Source organism: Providencia zhijiangensis, assembly GCF_030315915.2.
Classification (GTDB): domain Bacteria; phylum Pseudomonadota; class Gammaproteobacteria; order Enterobacterales; family Enterobacteriaceae; genus Providencia; species Providencia zhijiangensis.
This window is the reverse complement of the sequence record NZ_CP135990.1, coordinates 2,493,486-2,512,531: the sequence shown is the minus strand read 5'-3', so window position 1 is coordinate 2,512,531 and position 19,046 is coordinate 2,493,486. Positions and strand designations below refer to the sequence as shown.

The 19,046-nt window shown below is 43.7% G+C and carries 14 protein-coding genes; 6 read left to right on the top strand and 8 right to left on the bottom strand.

Annotated elements, in window-relative coordinates; all coding sequences use genetic code 11:
* Positions 1-134: 134 nt before the first annotated feature.
* The 7 genes from fbpC to QS795_RS11555 form a co-directional block, all read right to left on the bottom strand.
* Positions 135-1,175 carry a ferric ABC transporter ATP-binding protein gene (gene fbpC, locus QS795_RS11585; protein WP_286268906.1) on the bottom strand — a complete coding sequence of 347 codons (1,041 nt, stop codon included), beginning with the start codon at positions 1,173-1,175 and terminating at the stop codon, positions 135-137.
* Between the two features lie 16 nt (positions 1,176-1,191).
* Positions 1,192-3,270, bottom strand: coding sequence for an ABC transporter permease (locus QS795_RS11580; RefSeq protein ID WP_211886162.1), 2,079 nt, complete (start codon positions 3,268-3,270; stop codon positions 1,192-1,194).
* Between the two features lie 256 nt (positions 3,271-3,526).
* On the bottom strand, positions 3,527-4,558 hold the full coding sequence (locus QS795_RS11575) for an ABC transporter substrate-binding protein (protein WP_154628982.1): 1,032 nt from the start codon (positions 4,556-4,558) through the stop codon (positions 3,527-3,529).
* Between the two features lie 27 nt (positions 4,559-4,585).
* Positions 4,586-5,911, bottom strand: a complete 1,326-nt coding sequence (uhpC, locus tag QS795_RS11570; protein ID WP_154602660.1) for an MFS transporter family glucose-6-phosphate receptor UhpC — start codon at positions 5,909-5,911, stop codon at positions 4,586-4,588.
* Between the two features lie 106 nt (positions 5,912-6,017).
* Positions 6,018-7,544 carry an MASE1 domain-containing sensor histidine kinase gene (locus QS795_RS11565; protein WP_154639215.1) on the bottom strand — a complete coding sequence of 509 codons (1,527 nt, stop codon included), beginning with the start codon at positions 7,542-7,544 and terminating at the stop codon, positions 6,018-6,020.
* A gap of 47 nt (positions 7,545-7,591) precedes the next feature.
* Positions 7,592-8,218 carry a response regulator gene (locus tag QS795_RS11560; protein WP_286268895.1) on the bottom strand — a complete coding sequence of 209 codons (627 nt, stop codon included), beginning with the start codon at positions 8,216-8,218 and terminating at the stop codon, positions 7,592-7,594.
* A gap of 248 nt (positions 8,219-8,466) precedes the next feature.
* Positions 8,467-9,492, bottom strand: a complete 1,026-nt coding sequence (locus tag QS795_RS11555) for a methyltransferase (RefSeq protein WP_154602663.1) — start codon at positions 9,490-9,492, stop codon at positions 8,467-8,469.
* Positions 9,493-10,434: 942 nt separating this feature from the next.
* Between QS795_RS11555 and QS795_RS11550 the strand changes: the two genes are divergently transcribed.
* The 5 genes from QS795_RS11550 to glnB all read left to right on the top strand — a co-directional run bounded on the left by QS795_RS11550 (position 10,435) and on the right by glnB (position 16,062).
* Positions 10,435-11,874 (top strand): sensor histidine kinase, encoded by a 1,440-nt coding sequence (locus QS795_RS11550; protein ID WP_154602664.1) that lies wholly within the window; start codon positions 10,435-10,437, stop codon positions 11,872-11,874.
* Positions 11,875-12,020: 146 nt separating this feature from the next.
* Positions 12,021-12,710, top strand: coding sequence for a two-component system QseEF-associated lipoprotein QseG (gene qseG / locus QS795_RS11545; RefSeq protein ID WP_318626502.1), 690 nt, complete (start codon positions 12,021-12,023; stop codon positions 12,708-12,710).
* Complete coding sequence (gene glrR / locus QS795_RS11540; RefSeq protein ID WP_154602666.1) at positions 12,707-14,047, top strand: two-component system response regulator GlrR; 1,341 nt, start codon at positions 12,707-12,709, stop codon at positions 14,045-14,047. The genes qseG and glrR overlap by 4 nt, the downstream gene beginning before the upstream one ends.
* Positions 14,048-14,088: 41 nt before the next feature.
* The gene (locus tag QS795_RS11535) at positions 14,089-15,711 is read left to right on the top strand and encodes an NAD+ synthase (protein WP_286268890.1); all 1,623 of its coding nucleotides are present in this window, start codon (positions 14,089-14,091) and stop codon (positions 15,709-15,711) included.
* A gap of 12 nt (positions 15,712-15,723) precedes the next feature.
* A complete protein-coding gene (gene glnB, locus QS795_RS11530; RefSeq protein ID WP_004921424.1) occupies positions 15,724-16,062 on the top strand; it encodes a nitrogen regulatory protein P-II in 339 nt (112 codons plus the stop codon).
* A 142-nt stretch (positions 16,063-16,204) separates the two neighbouring features.
* On the opposite strand, the gene hmpA is transcribed toward glnB, so the two are convergent.
* Positions 16,205-17,404, bottom strand: a complete 1,200-nt coding sequence (gene hmpA / locus QS795_RS11525) for an NO-inducible flavohemoprotein (RefSeq protein WP_286268868.1) — start codon at positions 17,402-17,404, stop codon at positions 16,205-16,207.
* A gap of 350 nt (positions 17,405-17,754) precedes the next feature.
* Between hmpA and glyA the strand changes: the two genes are divergently transcribed.
* Positions 17,755-19,008 carry a serine hydroxymethyltransferase gene (glyA, locus tag QS795_RS11520; protein WP_036949469.1) on the top strand — a complete coding sequence of 418 codons (1,254 nt, stop codon included), beginning with the start codon at positions 17,755-17,757 and terminating at the stop codon, positions 19,006-19,008.
* The last annotated feature ends 38 nt before the right edge of the window (positions 19,009-19,046 follow it).

The following is a 19,046-nucleotide window of genomic DNA, read 5'->3' as shown; positions in this document are numbered from 1 at the left end:
AAAACACCTGTTTTAATTTAGAGCTAAAAACAAAACACCCTATAAGCCGCTTGATTTATAGGGTGTTTTTTTATCTGTTATCCATAAAAAACCGCCCAATCGGGCGGTTAAGATATACCTAAAACAGAAAATCTTTATTCTAAAATAAACATCCCGTATGGGTGGATTTGCAAATAAAGATCTTCGCCGACAGACGGTTGCAGCTGCGTTGCGTTGATCTGTAATAGCATCGATTGACCATGCCAATCTACCGTGACTTCATATTGCGGGCCCATATATGCCACATGAGTGATGGTACAGCGTTGGCTATCTTCACCTTGCTTGCTTAATGTGATGGCTTCAGGGCGAACACCGACAGTGACTTGGGTTTTATCTGTCATAAACTGCGCAGGGCGCGGTAAACGATAATTAAAGATATCCACGGAATCGCTGCTGAGTGTGGCTGGGAAAATGTTCGCATCACCCATAAAGCTCGCCATAAACTTGGAAGCAGGCTGGCGGTACAATCCTTGTGGTGAACCTAACTGCATGATCTTACCTTTGTTCATCACCAGAACCATGTCTGAAACTGCAAAAGCTTCGCTCTGGTCGTGGGTCACGTACAGTGAGGTAATATTAAATTGCTGTTGCAGTTCACGGATTTTTTCACGCATGCTGCGGCGTAAGTTAGCATCCAAGTTACTTAAGGGCTCATCAAATAGCAGCACCTTCGGCTTTAAAATCAGAGCACGTGCCAGTGCCACACGCTGCTGTTGCCCACCGGAAATTTGGTCAACGAAACGGTCTGCAAAACCTGCTAAGTCCACGAGCTCCAGCGCTTCGTCTACACGTTTTTTGATTTCAGCCTTCGGCAAGCCGAGCATTTTCAAACCATATCCCACGTTATCCCCTAACGACATATGCGGGAAGAGGGCATAGGATTGGAAAACCATACAAATATCGCGCTGTTGAATAGAGCGGTCGGTGACATCTTCGCCATCGATAAACATGCGTCCTTCCGTTGGTTTTTCTAAACCGGCGACTAAGCGCAGCACGGTGGTTTTACCACAGCCAGACGGCCCTAGCAGAGTGACCATGCTCCCTTGTGGGATGGAAAGGCTTAAATCGTCAATGACCGTATTGTCGCCAAAGCGCTTAGTTATATTTTTTAATTCAACGAAACTTTTCTGTGTCATGTCAGTGACTCCATGATTACTGTGCATTTTTGGCTTTGGAACGTGAAACACGGGCTTCGCCAATTAAATAGTCAAATAAGAAGATAATCGCGAGCATGACCACGATCAGAATAGAGCCGTAAGCAATTGCCACACCGTATTCACCATCTTCAACGCGGTTCAAGATATACGCCGTCGCAACGCGGGTGTCTGGTGTTACCAAGAACACAATGGCGCTCACGGTGGTGATAGCACGGACAAAGCTATAGATCAGTGCCGACAAAATCGCTGGGCGTAATAATGGCAGTAGGATGTGGAAAATTGTCCTCATTGAACCTGCACGTAAGCTGAGGGAAGCCTCATCTAACGATTTGTCAATTTGGCCTAATCCCGCGATACCTGCACGAATACCGACAGGTACGTTACGCATGGTCATGGAGATAATCACAATCGCCGCCGTTCCGGTTAAATAGAACGGTGTATCGTTAAAGGCGAGGATGTAAGAAACCCCAGCCACCGTACCCGGTACGGCAAAGCACAACATGGTGGTAAATTCGATGGTTTTCTTACCACGGAAATCTTGTCGAACCACAATATACGCGATAAGCAGACCCAAAATCGCGGTGATTGGTGCAGCGATACCCGCATATAACAAGGTATCTAACAGTGACGGCCATGCGCCATCATCAAAACCTTGGCCAAACAGTTTGATAAAGTTGTCCAGTGTTAAGGTGTAGTCCACGCCCCAGTTCACCGTGAAGCTTCCGTAGAAGATGCTACCGTACAGTAAGACGTTAAACGCCACCCAAATACCCAGAATAGTGGTTACTGTAGCGACTAATGAAACTGGCAGCGGCTGAACATCACCACGGTAAGATTTACCGGAAACGGTGACGTAAGAGCGTTTACCAATCCACATGTATTGCACACAGAAAACCAGCAATGAGAAGACAAGTAAGGAAGCACCTAACGTACTGGCCGCTTGGTAATCAAGCTGGGAACCGGTGATATAGAAATAGATTTGCGTCGCCAGAACGTCGAAGTTACCCCCTAATACTAACGGGTTACTGAAGTCGGCAAGGGATTGCACAATCACAATTAAGAAGGCGTTAGCCAGTGCAGGTTTCAACAGTGGCATAAACACGTTGAAGAATGTCTGGTAGCGGTTAGCGCGTAAGGTGTATGACGCTTCTTCCAGTGATGGATGGATAGTTTTAATCGCACCATCAAGGATCATAAAGGACATCGGGGTGAATGCGAGAACCTGTGCTAACCAAATACCAGTAAAGCCGTATAGCCAGTTAGTATTTTCTAGCCCCATATAGGTAGCTAAAAATTCAGTAATATAGCCTGAACGACCCATCATTAAGGTGACGCCTAAACCGACAACAAACGGCGGGGTCACAATCGGTAAAATCGAGAATACGCGACCAATAATCGCGGAGCGCTTAGCAATTCGGGTGGTGTAAATCGCCAGGATTAAACCAAAGAAGGTACATCCAACACCCACGGCTAATGAGAGGAATATGGAGTTGATGATGACCTGAACAATATGTGACTGAGTTAAAATAGCCACAAATGCAAATGGTGCAAAATCTCCGTTCCCATCAGTAAACATCGGAATAAAAATTGCCACACTGGGAAAGACGATAAATAGCGCAATCAGTGCGACGACGGTGATAAGGGAGCCAATAACAAATTGGTCGCCACCCAGCCACTCTAAACGAGTCAGGGCGTGGGTCATTATCATACCAAGGGCGATAAATAAGGTGATGGCGGAATAGCCTAATCCCTTACCCTCTAAATAAGCAGTAATAATCACGAGAACTGCCGTGATAGCGGCAACCGCGATATCAAGATAGTGACGAGATTTTTGATTACGATCGGCCGGTGTAATAGGTCTTAACAGTAAGATAGAAGGCAATAAATACCATAGCCAACTAATATTGACACTGCTCCAGCCATACGCAGCTAAGATCTCATCTTGGGTTGAGTCGAATAAGCCGTAGTCGAGGCTCCATGAGGGTAGCAGAGCGAAGCCCAGCCAAGCTATCAGAATCCAAAGGAAGATACTGTCCTTTTTCTTCGAGGCTGTTAGGGTTAAGGTCTGAGGCATTGTTTTTCCCCTAAGTTTATTATTATTGAGTTAATCATTAATTTAATGTCATGATTTATAACGAAAATAATTTTAAACTTAATTAATATTATCGTTCTAATGAGTGAGCCAAGCTGGAGCCGTCTGCGTGGTGCAGACACTCTTTGATTTGGCATCATTTTTTATAGTAAGTAGCTAATACACTAAATCGCGAAGCTCGCGAGTCGTACGTGAGTCAATCAGGTAAAGTGCGGCGACAGGCACCGCACCCAACATCTTATTTACTCATTTTAACTTCAGTAACCCACTTGTTGATCAGATTCTTACGGACTTCAGCATCGCCGTATTTATCCATATCGTAGTTGATTAAGTTTAAGTCTTTGAGTTTCAGAGACAGTGGAGAAGACTCTGCGGTGGTATTAGTCAGGATTTGGTAGGATTGACCTTGTTTCCAGCTCAGTTCTTGGGCTTCTTTAGACAGAACGAAATCCACGAACAATTTTGCGTTGTCCATGTTACGTGCGTTTTTCAGAATACTGATCCCGCCGATTTCATAGCCTGTACCTTCGCATGGCGCGATTAACTCTAATGGTGCACCATTTTCAACTTCTAAAGAGTAGTCATGCAGGAAGCCGATACCGATAGCAGATTCGCCACGAGCCGCGTTACGTGCAGGGGCAATACCTGATTTGGTGTATTGGGAGATGTTCGCGTTCAGTTTTTTCAGGTAATCAAAGGCTTGCTCGTTACCCCATAGTTGGTCAAAAGTTGCCAATGCAGTGTAGGCAGTCCCTGAACTTTGTGGATCCGCGATTTGAATTTCACCTTTATATTCAGGCTTAGTCAGGTCTTTCCAGCAAGTAGGAACTGGTAACCCTTTCTCTTTTAAGCGATCTTTATTCACACCAAAACCTAAGATACCGATGTAAACCGCAGAAGAGTAGTTACCTTTGCGTTTAGCTGGATCTTGGAATTGCGGCATGATTTGAGACAGGTTAGGGGATTTGTACGGCTCAAGCAGATCCATTTCACCTGCTTGTGAATGTGGATCTAAGGTTCCGCCATACCAAACGTCTGCTTGTGGGTTACGTTTTTCAGCTTCGATTTTCGCTAAAGTACTGCCTGAACCGTTGCGAACGAACGTGGTTTTAACGTCGTATTTCTTGGCGAATGCTTGCGTTTCCGCTTCGCACATCGCGTTGGTCGCACTACAGTAAACCACTAAACGACCCGCTGCGTTTGCAGTGGTTGTAATAGCGGCAAGAGATAAGCCTGCTGCAACGAGTGTAGAGAGAGTCTTAAGTTTCATTGTCAGTCCTTTATTCACGTTTTCGGATTAACTATTATTATGTGTCGGTGAAACTGCACCGGCTAAATGCTCTCTTTTGCTGACATTGGCAATCAAAAGAGGCATCAGTAGTAGCCCCATCAAAGCAGCTGCACTGGCGAGTAAGGTAAACATCCCTGACCAACCATAATTGGCAATCACCTGAGAGAGCGGCCATCCTGCGATTGCCGCCCCTAGATAAGCGTACAATCCAAGATAACCCGTTACCGTTCCAGCCGCCTTTTTATGACAATATTCTGTAGCAGCTAGACCGACTAACATCTGTGGTCCAAATACAAAGAAACCGTTGGCTAAGAAGCATGCAGCTAATAGCCCGTAGTGATGAATTGGTATTAACCATAAGGCATTCACAGAAACGAATAGACCTAAGGAAAACAGCAAAATCATCGGTGCGCGTTGTCCTCGAAACAGGAGGTCGGAACCCCAACCCGCGCACAGTGCGCCCAATAAACCACCTAATTCAAACAGCGCTAACGTGGCATTGGCACTTAATAAATTGCTTCCGTGTGTTTCGGTTAACCATAAATTTCCCCAATCGTTTATCCCAATACGGATGAGATAAACCAAAATGTAGGTGAAACCGAGCAGCCAAATCATTGGGTTAAACACAATGGTTTGTTTTAAAATCACCCACATGGATTGTGGGGGAGAAAGCTGCTCTTGGCGTAACTCTAATGCATCATGTCGCCACTGTCCTACCGTGGGTAAATGTTCTTCTTTGGGCGTCCCTCGGAGCTGGCGGCATAGCCATAATCCTAAAATAACCCCAATAATTCCCGGTACGATCAGCGCCATCTGCCAACTGTAATGGGTCGCCAACAATGCCGCTAACAGCGGTAGCGCCATTCCTCCAAGATTGATGGAGATATTCCACAGTCCCCACCAAAAGCCCCGTTCATTACGTGAGTACCAATGAGTGAGAATGCGAGCACAGGGCGGCCAACCCCAGCCTTGGAAAAATCCGTTTAACGTCCAAACGACTAACAGTGCAGGGAACGATAAACAGTAGGCAAAAATGATATTGAGGATCCCTGTCATTACGAGACCAACCCCCATAAACCAACGGTAGCCTGTAATGTCATGGAAAATACCGGATATAAACTTGGATAGACCATACGCAAGGTAAAATGCTGAGGCGATCCAACCAATATCACTTTTGTCTAAAAACAGTTCTGCCTGCATAACGGGCATCACAAAATTAAAGCTTTTACGGGTAAGGTAAAAAGCGGCATAACCGATGATCATGGAAAACATCAGGCGGCGACGCCAGAAACGGTAATTGTTATCCAGATCCAGTTTGCTTGTACCCGTCATGATTGTGTTTCTCCCGTTTGGCAGAATGTAATGAAGTTTTTAAATAAAAGGATGAGATAAGGTATTAGGAGACTAAGAATAATTCCTAGTTTTTCATTATTTCATTTCAAAATGTGGGCAAGTTAACAATTATTTTGGTACCACTTTGGGTCGTTAGCGTCCAGTCGCCACCTAAGGCTCTGACTCGCTCCTCAATTCCACGCAAACCAAAGCCTGATGTGCGTTTGCTAAAGGGGATGCCCACACCATTATCATCAACAATTAGCTGTATCGAGTCACCATGTTGATTTAGTGAGATGTGGATTTTTGTGGCTTTGGCGTGCTTACTGATATTGTTCAGTAGCTCTTGAACTAAACGGTAAAGGGTGAATAACACTGTTTCATTGGCTGGGGTTTCAGTTAATCCGTAATGAAAGTCACATTGAATATTGTTTTCTTTGAAAGCAAATTCACCGATTAAATGGGTGAGTGCGTTTTCGAGGGACATTTCATCGAGCACGGGTGGGCGTAATTGGCGTAACAGATGGCGGGTGGCTTGGTGGATCTGTAGTGCCAGCTCGTTAATTTGACTAGCAGCGTTATAGCTTAAATCGTTAGCCGCGGTTTTTTTCACCAACATAGATTGGATTTGGATCGCGGTAATGTTTTGTCCAATCTCATCATGGAGTTCACGGGCGATATCTTTCTTCACATCTTCTTCGGTGTGCACGAGTTGGCGCATCAAGTCTCGGCGGGCGTGAAGTTCTTCTTCTAATCGCTGGCGGTAGCGTTGTAAGTTACTTGAGAGTTGCTTTTGGCGGCTGATTGCAATACCTAATCCAATACCAATCAGGGCTTGAGAGCTTAAAAAGAGTTGTAGCTCTTGGAGATCATCAAAAGCACCTTGGAACTGTCTTGCAAAGGTGATGATTAAGCTTCCCAGTAATGCGGATAACACACCACCTTGCCAGCCATAGCGATACGCCATAAAAATATTGGGAATAAAGACCAATAAAACAATCAGTTGCTCAATCTCAGGGGCAAAGAAAATTTGGGCACTTAAGCCGACGAGGCAGAAAAGAAAACACCAAATAATCAATGAAGTACGTAATTGCTTATCCGTTGTTCCGTAGTCGAGCAGCATATGATAGTGCTGCTCATGCAAGTATTCATAGATAAGATAAACAAAGGGGGAGAGGAGAATTCCACCTGTGAATGTGGTTAAGAATAATTGGCTAATGGAATATTGAGATAAAAGCCCAAACAGCAAGGCATTGAGTATGCTATTGGCCGCGACGCCAGCCAGTAATAAAATCAGTCGTTGCCAATAAAGTGTATATCGCCACCAAATATTTTGGATAACCATCGCAACCAGCAGGCTCAATATTGGGGATAACAGCAAAATAGGTTGAGTGAGTAATTGTTCTTCTGCAAGCCAGTAGGTCAGCAGCCCTTCAGCGAGTAAAACGGTTGGCCAGTAGCGTCGCCATAAGAGGATCATTAAGGTGAGGCGTAAGGCTTGCGGTAGAAATAGGGTGGCTTGGAAGCTATTTTGGCTGAGATAAAAGCCGATGATCCATAATCCCACCCAAATCAGTGAGTAGGTAAATAATAGGAATAGAGACTGTAATCCTAAACGAGCCGCTTTGTTCATTACTATTTACCTTGTTAGGGCGTTGCCTTACTGGAAAGAAAGTCTGTCTATCGAGAAATGATGTTGTGTTCTAAGGCGTAGTGCACTAAATCAATGGTGTTTTCGCATTGTAATTTCCCGAGAACATTCGCGCGATGTACATGCACTGTTTTATGGCTGAGGTTTAATTGTTCGGCTATGACTTTCACACTGAGACCTGCCACCAGTAAATCAAAGACTTCGCGCTCACGGTTAGTGAGCTCTTGAACACCTTGTTTTTGTTGCGGTGTTTGGCGCAAGGCTCGCATTGCATCAGCACACAGGTAGCATCCACCTTGGTGAACAGAGCGTACCGCCTGGACTAATTCTTCAGGTCCGCAGCATTTGGTGAGATAGGCACTGGCGCCAGCATCAAGTGCACTTTGCACAAAAGCAGGGGTGTCATAGATGCTTAAAATAATGGTACGAAACTCGGGCTTTTTTTTACGTAAACGGTTTAGCAGTTGTAAACCGCTCTCATCTGGCATTGATATATCCATAATTGCCACATCAATATCGAGGCTAATTAGGTGTGGCCATGCTTCTTGCGCACTCGCATATTGCCCCACAATACTAATGTCAGGTTCTAACGTCAGTAATTGGGCAAAACCGGAGCGAACAACAATATGGTCATCAATAAGGGCTATTTTTATCATTGTAATGTTAAGAGTAAGTAGGAGACCATTTGCCAGTCTTATATCAATATAGGGATGGATAAGCTAGCGGAATAACATAAAATTCTGACGTACATCAGAAATGAAACGCGCAGGATCATAGCGATAATAAATAGGATGGCAATATTTTATTTGGGGATGAAGTGAGTTTGCCATCAAATAAAATAGGTTTTGGTGAATGACTATACACTCGCTGCTAAAATACCGTGAAAGCGAGTGTGAGAAAGGAATTAGCTTATTTGGGCTTCAAGAATTGATAAATCACAGTCAGTTTTAATAAAGTTGGTGACTTTTAAGTCTGCTTGATGCAATAGCAGCTCAAAATCTTCTTTAGAACGTTCATCAGCACCCACGTTGATGTTGGTGCATAAAAGTCCCATTAATTTTCCAACATGAAGGTGGTTACTGTGTGGGAAATGGTAATCAATCAGTAGGATTTTTGAGTCATCTTTCATGGCGTTACGGATGACGTTGAATATTTTCACTAGTTGTTGATCGTTCCAGTCATGGGCTATCATTTTTAAGATATAAAAGTCCGCAGTAGGAACTTTTTCAAAGAAAGAGCCATTTTCAATGGTCCAGCGTGTATCTTCGTTTAAATCATGCAGAATGTGTTTGTCAACCACGGCTTTCAGATCAAAGAGAATGCCTTGTGTTTTGGGGTTGTTCTTCAATATTTCGAGGAGTAACCCTCCAGTTCCACCACCAATATCGGCGATTACGCTATTTTCCGGGAACGCATATTGGGCGATGATCGATGGAATTTCAATTCGTGAGAGTGATGCCATGCCATCATGAAAATTATCGGCGGCGTTAGCTTGTTTTTCCCAGTAATCAAAAAAGGACTTGCCGAAGATATGTTCAAAAACGGGTTCTCCTCGAGCCATCTCTGAGAAATATAATGAAGGTAGCCAAAATGTTTGGTCAGTAAGCATTAAGATGGCTCCTCGCATCGAATAAGGATGTTCGGCTAGCAGAAATTCAGCATCCGGAGTTAGCGTGAATTGGCAATCATCAATAGCGGAGAAAATATTTTGCGTGGCAAGTAGGCGTAGAATCTGATGGATCATCGTGGCATTTGCATCAATTTTTTGTGCGATTTGCTCAGCGGTTTGAGGGCCGTTTTGCAGATGTTCAGCCAACTCTAATTTTACTGCCGCACGTAAGGCTGCCTGAAAAATAAAACCAACGGATTTGTGAATTAATCGAACGCCAGGTTCCAGATGAGAAAAAGAGTGAGATAACGACAAGCTCATAGAGTCTCCGTATATAAATGATAGGGTATTTTTATTAGGAACTTGAAGTATCGTAGGGAAGGGAGAAACCATCAAAACTATAAATTAACTATGCCAATATAAAAAACAATAAGATCACTAGGTCACACTAGCTTTCATTGTTATCTGAATGTGATTTAACCTAAATGTCTAATATTGGCGACAAACATGGATCTTTAGTGTCTCTAAAAGGAGACATTTATCTTATTGATAAATAAGATATTTAAAAATGAAGGGATTCACTGTCTTAAATTGGAGACAGATTTGTGGTGGGTAAGTGGTGTTTTTCTGTATTCAGAGCAATTCAGAAATGATGTAAATGAGTAAGAAAATAAATTCATATAAAAATCAATGGAATAAAAATTCCATTGAAAAGTTGGCATGGGTTGTGCATAATGTTTGTTAGTTGCTCATTCAATTGCTTATGTAGGTCCAAGCTTGGGGAAACCTAGCAAATGGGAACATACCACATAAAACCCGAATGATGCCAAAGTAAGGTGCCTACCGTCCGATATCATCGATACTCGCTTTCGAGCTTTATCAAACACAGGGCGACACGTGGAGTGAGGCACCACCTATATGATTATCTTTAATGAAAGACATAATCATATGCAAAAAATCGACATTCAAGTGTAATGCCGAGTATCGCTGGCGGAGGTGAGAAGCAATTCTTCCCTCCGCCTTCCCATTTCTGGGGCATCAATATTCCTTCCTAATAAGTTTATCCTTTTTATCGAATTAATCCCTCCGTTCAATCATGGTATATTTAATCTATTTATCTGAAATCATTCACGTTTCAGTTACTTTTTTGGCATGTTCATTGCTATCTATTTGTCTATTGGTTTCTCTATCATCAATGTAAACAGCACTTTTCGCATTAACGGGAGTTCTGCTACCATTGAATTACATATAAATAGGCAAGAGATGAATGCGTTGAGTAAATTGCGTCTTTTTCCGCGCTCATTGCGGCAGTTAGTGGTCATGGCTTTTTGGTTAGTCCTTTTACCATTATTGGTATTGGCTTATCAGGCTTATCAAAGTCTAGAACAATTGAGTAACCAGGCTGCGGATATCAATAAAACTACGCTGCTTGATGCTCGACGCAGTGAAGCGATGAGTAGCCTCGCGCTGGAAATGGAGCGCAGCTATCGCCAGTATTGTGTATTGCAAGATAAAGCCTTACAGACGCAGTATGAAAAGCAGTTTGCTGATTATGAACAGATGCTGGAACGCCAAAAAACTATTTTGCCAGAGACACCTGAAGTGCTAGGGCTCTTTACTGGGCTGCAAAAGCTGAAAGCGATTAGTTGTGAAAATAATGAACCGATGGAAGCTACGACTAAAGTGTTAGAGCAATTCTCAGCGCAAAATACGGCTGTCGTTCAGCAAACTCGAGAGGTTATTTTTAGCCGCGGTGAACAGCTTCAAAAAGCCATTGCGAATAAAGGACAATTATTTGGTTGGCAAACACTGATCCTCTTCTTGCTAAGCGCACTGTTGGTGACCTTATTTACTCGTATGATTATCGGCCCGGTTAAAATCATTGAGCGAATGATTAACCGTTTAGGAACAGGATTGACTCTGGAAAATGATACTGACCGCTTTAAAGGCCCAAGAGAGCTGCGGATCATTGCTCAGCGAATTATTTGGTTAAGTGAGCGATTGGCTTGGTTAGAATCCCAGCGCCATGAGTTTTTACGTCATATTTCCCATGAGCTGAAAACGCCATTAGCCAGTATGCGAGAAGGGACGGAGTTGTTGGCGGATGAGGTTGCAGGTCCGTTAACCAGCTCGCAAAAAGAGGTCGTTGATATTCTTGACCAGAGCAGTAAGCATCTTCAGCAACTTATTGAACAGCTTCTTGACTATAATCGGAAATTAGTCGATGAGCCGCCCGTTGCCCAGCAAGTCGATTTGAAAAAGCTTATTGAAGATATTGTTAATGCACATAATTTACCCGCAAGAGCGAAAGATATTACCACTGATGTTCGCTTAAAGGTGGACAGTTGCCTTGCAGAACCGACCTTACTCGGAAGGGTTATTGATAATATCTACTCCAATGCGGTGCACTATGGTGGCGAATCAGGTAATATTTGGATCTCAAGTCGCAGGACAGGGAATAAATTACTCATTGAGGTTGCCAATACGGGCACGCCTATCCCTGAGTCTGAGCAAAATATGATTTTTGAACCTTTCTATCAAGGCAGCCTCCAAAGAAAAGGCGCCGTCAAAGGAAGTGGGTTAGGGCTTAGCATCGCGCAAGATTGTATTAAGCAGATGGGTGGTGAATTATCATTAGTGCCACATAAATCCGCGGATGTTTGCTTCCGAATTGAATTGCCTTTAACCGCAGAGAACGAATAATAATGCAAAACAGGTCTACAAATTTTTTGATGGTATTGTGTAACGCAATATTGTTGAAGACAAAAGCGAGATTGTTAAAGACAAAAACAATCTCAATTCGCCGTGGGACAAGTATTAAGTCTTCCCGCGTAGGTACTCCTTTGGGAATGATTTTATTCTCGCTCATTTTAACGGGGTGTGTGGCGAAGAACGGTCAATCACCATTAGAAACTCTCGCCAAAGTCGTTATCCCAGAAGTGAAAACCACAGATTACCGTTACGCTTCTTGTGAATCAATCTGGGAAAATCAAGAACCTGTTTCACAGGAAAATGCCCTCTATTGGTTACGTATGATGGGCTGTGTGGACAGAATGGATGCTGACAAAGCCCGTGCTGAAGCGAAAAAGATTGAAGTGAATGATTGGTCTACTTCATTTACTAAAAACATTCTATTAGGTTCAGCGGAGCCGACAATCGCTGAACGTCGCCAAATGCTCGATAGCATCAACACCTATAGTTTGAGCTTCCCAACGCCAATTCGCCCATTATTGCAATTGTGGCGCGAGCAGCAGGTTCAAGTGATCAATCTTGCAGATGCAAATGCCCGTTATAAACGTATGCAGCAAGAGATGGATGCAAAGCTTGACCGTCTAAAAGAAGATAATGCCAAGTTGCGTTTTGAGCTTAATAGTACTTCCCGCAAGTTAGAGAACTTAACGGATATTGAACGCCAGCTCTCTTCTCGTAAGAAAAATGCGAATGAAGTTGAAAAAGAAGATGAAGCCGCTGTCGCTGAGCCAACAGAAACGAAGCCAGCCCCAGCCGAACAAAATTCCTCGGAGAATAAAGCACAATGACCGGCCGTAAGTCAGCTAACTTACTTTTGGTGGATGATGATCCTAGCCTGCTAAAATTACTTGGTATGCGTTTGAGCAGTGAAGGTTTTAAAGTCTCAACAGCGGAAAGTGGGCCTGAAGCACTAAAATTACTCCAGAAAGAAAAAATCGACCTCGTTATTAGCGATTTACGCATGGATGAAATGGACGGCATGGCGCTGTTTGATGAAGTGCAAAAAGCCCATCCTAATCTTCCGGTGATTATTCTCACTGCTCATGGTTCGATCCCTGATGCGGTTGCGGCAACGCAGCGCGGGGTGTTTAGTTTCTTAACCAAACCCGTTGATAAAGATGCGCTTTATAAAGCCATTGATGAAGCGTTAGCATTATCTTCCTCACCGATGAGTGATGAAGAGTGGAGCGCTGGCATTGTCACCCGTAGCCCGCTGATGATCCGCTTGCTTGAGCAGGCGCATATGGTGGCACAATCGGATGTGAGTGTACTGATTAATGGGCAAAGTGGTACGGGGAAAGAAGTATTAGCGCAGGCTATCCATAAAGTTAGCCCGCGTGCTCATAAACCGTTTATCGCAATCAACTGTGGCGCATTACCGGAACAATTACTGGAATCTGAACTGTTTGGACATGCTAAAGGTGCGTTTACGGGAGCTGTCAGTAGCCGTGAAGGGCTATTTTTTGCTGCCAGCGGTGGGACGCTCTTTTTAGACGAAATTGGTGACATGCCGATGCCGCTGCAAGTCAAATTGCTGCGTGTTCTACAAGAACGTAAAGTTCGCCCGCTAGGAAGTAATCGCGATTTAGATATTGATGTACGCATTATTTCTGCGACCCACCGTAACTTACCGAAAGCGATGGAAAAAAACGAGTTCCGTGAAGATCTCTATTATCGTTTGAATGTGGTGAACTTGCGGATCCCTGCGTTGAATGAACGCTCGGAAGATATTCCATTATTAGCTAATCATTTATTACGTGAAGCAGCGAGCCGCCATAAACCCTTTGTGCGCAGTTTTTCTAGCGATGCAATGAAGTGCTTGATGACCGCAAGTTGGCCTGGAAACGTGCGCCAGTTAGTGAACGTGATTGAGCAGTGTGTCGCATTGACGACATCTCCAGTGATCAGCGAAGCCCTCGTTAGCCAAGCTCTGGAAGGCGAAAATACGGCGCTACCGACCTTTGTGGAGGCGCGTAACCAATTCGAATTAAATTATCTGCGTAAATTATTGCAGATGACCAAAGGCAACGTGACCCAAGCTGCACGCATGGCGGGACGCAACCGTACAGAGTTTTATAAATTACTTGGGCGTCACGATTTAGAAGCGAATGATTTTAAAGAATAAAACCTTTATAGCCTAAAGGATTAAGGGAGAACAAACACGTTATGAGCCGTAAGCTTAATATCTCACTGGCACAACTTAACTGGCTGGTTGGCGACATCGAAGGCAACTGCGATCGTATGTTGCAAACTGTTGAAGAACAGGCTGAAAATACTGATATTGTCATGTTTTCTGAGTTGGCTCTAACAGGGTACTCCCCTGAAGATTTACTCTTCCGCCACGATTTTGAAGAGCGTTGCACCGCGCAATTAAAACGTTTACAACAAGCTAGCGGTCAATGCGGGATCATCGTGGGTCACCCGTGGTACGAAGATAATGAAATTTATAACGCATTATCATTTTTCTACCAAGGCAAGCTATTAGCCCGTTACTTTAAGCAAGAGCTGCCTAATTATGGTGTTTTTGATGAGCCTCGTTATTTCACTGCAGCGGAAAAAAACTGCGTGGTGGAATTCAAAGGTTATCAGCTCGGTTTACTGATTTGCGAAGATATTTGGTATGACGAGCCAATTGATGCTGTGAAAGGGGCGGGGGCTGAGTTGGTTCTCACCATTAATGCTTCACCGTATGATTTAAACAAAGAGCACATTCGCAGTGATCTGCTGGTGGAACATGCTCAGCGTACCGGTTTGCCGATTGTTTATCTTAACCAAGTGGGTGGACAAGACGAACTCGTGTTTGATGGCGGCTCGAAAGTGCTAGCAAACAAAGGCAAGCAAGTCTACCAAATGGCTGAGTTTGCGGAACAAGTGGCGACAGTCACCTTTGAAGATGTGAAATTAGTGACTGAGCAGCCGAAGCAGCCTGAAGCGTCTCAAATTGCGCAGGTGTATCAAGCATTAGTGTTAGCAACCCGCGATTACATCAACAAAAATGGCTTTAATGGGGCGATTTTAGGGTTATCCGGTGGGATTGATTCAGGATTAACTGTGGCGATTGCGGCGGATGCTATCGGTAAAGATCGGGTTCAAGCCGTTATGATGCCGTTCCGTTACACCTCTGAAATGAGCATCCATGATGCTAAAGAGCAAGCGGAATTACTGGGTGTTGAGTTTGATATCGTCTCCATCGAACCAATGTTTGATGCTTTTATGACACAATTGCAACCAATGTTTGAAGGCACTCAACCGGATACCACGGAAGAGAACTTACAAGCTCGTTGTCGCGCCGTGATCTTAATGGCGATGTCCAATAAGCGTCGCCGTTTAGTATTGACGACCAGCAATAAAAGCGAATCCGCAGTTGGGTATTCAACGTTGTATGGTGATATGGCGGGGGGCTTCGATGTCCTTAAAGATGTGCCAAAAACGCTGGTCTTTGAACTGGCTAAATATCGTAATACAATATCGCCAGCAATTCCGCAGCGCGTGATTGATAGACCACCTTCAGCGGAACTGGCTCCAGGGCAATTAGACCAAGATAGTTTACCGCCTTACGATGTGTTAGATGCCATTTTAGACGGTTATGTAGAAAAAGATTTATCTGTGGCTGACCTTATCAAGCTCGGATTTGATAGAGAAATTGTTCGCAAAGTTGTGCGTCTTGTCGATATTAACGAATATAAGCGCCGTCAGGCTCCTGTTGGACCGCGGATCACAATGCGTAATTTCGGTAAAGATCGTCGTTATCCGATTACCTCAGGTTTTGGCCGTAAAAACTGGTCATAACAGGAACTGAAAATGAAAAAAATTGATGCAATTATAAAGCCATTCAAACTTGATGATGTGCGCGAAGCGTTAGCCGAAGTGGGGATCACGGGTATGACGGTGACTGAAGTGAAAGGCTTTGGTCGCCAAAAAGGTCACACTGAACTGTATCGTGGCGCGGAATATATGGTGGATTTTTTACCAAAGGTAAAAATTGAAATCGTCGTGCCAGATGATATTGTTGAAAGCTGTGTAGAAACCATTATGCAAACGGCGCAAACCGGTAAAATCGGTGATGGAAAAATCTTTGTGTATGATGTCGCTCGCGTCATTCGTATTCGTACGGGTGAGCAGGATGAAGAAGCGATTTAACTAGAATGAAAAATGCGGTAACGGGATAAATATATCCTACATGGGATGATAATATATTTATATGCGAGTCCGTTACCGCAAAAATTAAAAAATATTTATAACTAAAGTTTTAAAAGCAATTCACTATAATGAATAACTGCGATTAATTTAACGGTAATACTTTATGAGGGCCAAAACACTCATAATGAATGTTATCGGCAGCAATACCCATTTCAATTAACTGCTTTCCAACATGTTGCATAAAGCCGACAGGTCCACAGAAATAGAATTGCATATTTGGCTGAAGCACTTTCTCTTTAACTTGTGTTAAATCCAGTAATCCACGGTATTGGTAATCTTCACCCAGTTGATCTTGTGGCGCTGGTTGATTAAACCAAACTGCTGAATGACCTTGGGTATGTTGTGATATCAACTGGCTAACTTCTTGATTAAAAGCGTGTACATCCCCATTTTCAGCAGCATGTAGCCAATTCACAGGTGCTTGATGTTGGTGCATGGTGAGGTGGTTAAGCATGCTGAGCATTGGTGTTAAGCCGACGCCAGCAGAAATTAAAGTCACTGGCGTTTTCGGTTCGACATCAAGGTAAAAATCACCGCATGGTGGCGCTAAACGAACAATATCGCCTTCATTGAGATTTTGATGTAAGAAGCCAGAAACGGTGCCTTGCTCTTCACGTTTCACCGCAATACGGTAGGTTTTCCCATTTGGCGCAGTAGTGAGTGAATACTGGCGAATTTCTTGATTTTCAAAACTATTTTCATTCAGGTACACAGTAATATATTGCCCTGGACGATAATCCGCCACCGCTTTACCATCTACCGGAGTGAGTTCAAAACTGGTGATAACAGCACTTTGAGGTTGTTTTTTAGTGACTTTGAATTCACGTAAACCTTCCCATCCGCCGGACTTTACCGCATTTTCACGGTAAATCGTGCTTTCACGGTTAATGAAAATATCCGCCAGCACGCCATAAGCTCTTCCCCATGCGTCTAACACTTCTTGGCCTGGGCTAAGCAGCTCATCAATCGCAGCGAGCAGGTTTTCCCCAACAATTGGGTAGTGCTCAGGTTTGATATTTAAACTGGCATGTTTCTGGGCAATTTTCTCCACTGCGCCAATTAACGCTTCAGGGGTTTCAATATGGACTGCATAAGCGCAAATAGCGTTGAATAGGGCTTCACGCTGATCGCCATTCGTTTGATTTCTCATATTGAAAATATCTTTCAGCTCAGGATGTTGTTTAAACATTCTGTCATAAAAGTGAGCGGTTAATTTAGGGCCAGTTGCTGCGATGGCAGGGATGGTGGATTTAATTGTGGCGATAGTTTGTTGGTCAAGCATACAGGTACTCCTGAATTATTTTCATAATATTATGAATTTATAAACATGTATTTTGTATGCAACTTATAATATTTAGCGGGAAATGTAAATAATTAACGCATCAAAAAGTGGGGGAATTCACCGCAAAATTAGAGGTAGCTAGCAAAGTTAGATATTCGTCTCGGTATTATTGAAATGTGCGCTATTATATTTTGTGTTGTTTAAAGGTATCTGAAAGCAAAAAAATTAATGCAATCGTTTGCGTATATTTTTTCTTAGGGACTATCTCAACGACGAAAAAGAGTTTACACTGTCAGTCATTAAGTTGAATTGATTGTTACCTTATTGAATTGCTGAGGCAGGAGAAGCGAATGTTAAAGCGTGAAATGAATATTGCAGATTACGACCCACAACTGTGGGAAGCAATGGAAAAAGAAGTACAACGTCAAGAAGAACACATTGAATTAATTGCTTCTGAAAACTATACCAGCCCACGAGTTATGCAGGCTCAAGGCTCTCAGCTGACCAATAAGTATGCGGAAGGTTATCCAACTAAACGTTATTATGGTGGTTGTGAATTCGTTGATGTGGTTGAGCAATTAGCTATCGACCGCGCGAAAGAGTTATTTGGTGCTGACTACGCAAACGTACAGCCACACTCCGGTTCACAAGCTAACGCTGCGGTCTATATGGCGCTGCTGCAACCAGGTGACACTGTATTAGGTATGAACCTGGCGCACGGCGGTCACTTAACTCACGGTTCTCCAGTAAACTTCTCCGGTAAACTGTATAACATCGTTCCTTACGGTATCGATGAAAGCGGTAAAATCGATTACGACGATATCGCGGCTCAAGCGAAAAAACATCAACCAAAAATGATCATCGGCGGCTTCTCCGCATATTCTGGTGTGGTTGATTGGGCTAAAATGCGTGAAATCGCTGACAGCATCGGTGCCTACCTGTTCGTTGATATGGCACACGTTGCGGGTCTGGTGGCGGCGGGTGTTTACCCTAACCCTGTTCCACATGCTCACGTCGTTACGACAACAACACACAAAACTTTAGCGGGCCCACGTGGTGGTCTGATTTTAGCTAAAGGCGGCGACGAAGACCTGTATAAGCGTTTGAACTCTGCGGTATTCCCAGGTTCACAAGGCGGCCCTCTGATGCACGTTATCGCAGGTAAAGCGGTAGCACTGAAAGAAGCGATGGAGCCTGCGTTCAAAACTTACCAACAGCAAGTTGCAAAAAATGCGAAAGCAATGGTAGAAGTTTTCCAAAAACGTGGCTTTAAAGTGGTGTCTGGCGGTACTGAAAACCACCTGTTCTTAGTTGACTTAGTTGACAAAGATATCACAGGTAAAGACGCTGATGCTGCACTGGGTCGCGCAAACATTACAGTAAACAAAAACAGCGTACCTAACGATCCGAAGAGCCCGTTTGTCACTTCTGGTGTGCGTATCGGTTCTCCTGCAATTACACGTCGTGGCTTCAATGAAGCAGATGCACGCGAGCTAGCTGGCTGGATGTGTGATATTCTGGACAACCTCAATGACGAAGCAACCATTGAAGCTGTTAAACAGAAAGTATTAGCTATCTGCAAAAAATACCCAGTTTACGCATAATGGTAATTAACCAATAGCGTGCAGTGAATTAGCACGAT

Coding starts and splice junctions, on each gene's coding strand:
- fbpC (WP_286268906.1), bottom strand. CDS start 1,175: ATGACACAGAAAAGTTTCGTTGAATTAAAAAATATAACTAAGCGCTTT.
- QS795_RS11580 (WP_211886162.1), bottom strand. CDS start 3,270: ATGCCTCAGACCTTAACCCTAACAGCCTCGAAGAAAAAGGACAGTATC.
- QS795_RS11575 (WP_154628982.1), bottom strand. CDS start 4,558: ATGAAACTTAAGACTCTCTCTACACTCGTTGCAGCAGGCTTATCTCTT.
- uhpC (WP_154602660.1), bottom strand. CDS start 5,911: ATGACGGGTACAAGCAAACTGGATCTGGATAACAATTACCGTTTCTGG.
- QS795_RS11565 (WP_154639215.1), bottom strand. CDS start 7,544: ATGAACAAAGCGGCTCGTTTAGGATTACAGTCTCTATTCCTATTATTT.
- QS795_RS11560 (WP_286268895.1), bottom strand. CDS start 8,218: ATGATAAAAATAGCCCTTATTGATGACCATATTGTTGTTCGCTCCGGT.
- QS795_RS11555 (WP_154602663.1), bottom strand. CDS start 9,492: ATGAGCTTGTCGTTATCTCACTCTTTTTCTCATCTGGAACCTGGCGTT.
- QS795_RS11550 (WP_154602664.1), top strand. CDS start 10,435: ATGAATGCGTTGAGTAAATTGCGTCTTTTTCCGCGCTCATTGCGGCAG.
- qseG (WP_318626502.1), top strand. CDS start 12,021: ATGATTTTATTCTCGCTCATTTTAACGGGGTGTGTGGCGAAGAACGGT.
- glrR (WP_154602666.1), top strand. CDS start 12,707: ATGACCGGCCGTAAGTCAGCTAACTTACTTTTGGTGGATGATGATCCT.
- QS795_RS11535 (WP_286268890.1), top strand. CDS start 14,089: ATGAGCCGTAAGCTTAATATCTCACTGGCACAACTTAACTGGCTGGTT.
- glnB (WP_004921424.1), top strand. CDS start 15,724: ATGAAAAAAATTGATGCAATTATAAAGCCATTCAAACTTGATGATGTG.
- hmpA (WP_286268868.1), bottom strand. CDS start 17,404: ATGCTTGACCAACAAACTATCGCCACAATTAAATCCACCATCCCTGCC.
- glyA (WP_036949469.1), top strand. CDS start 17,755: ATGTTAAAGCGTGAAATGAATATTGCAGATTACGACCCACAACTGTGG.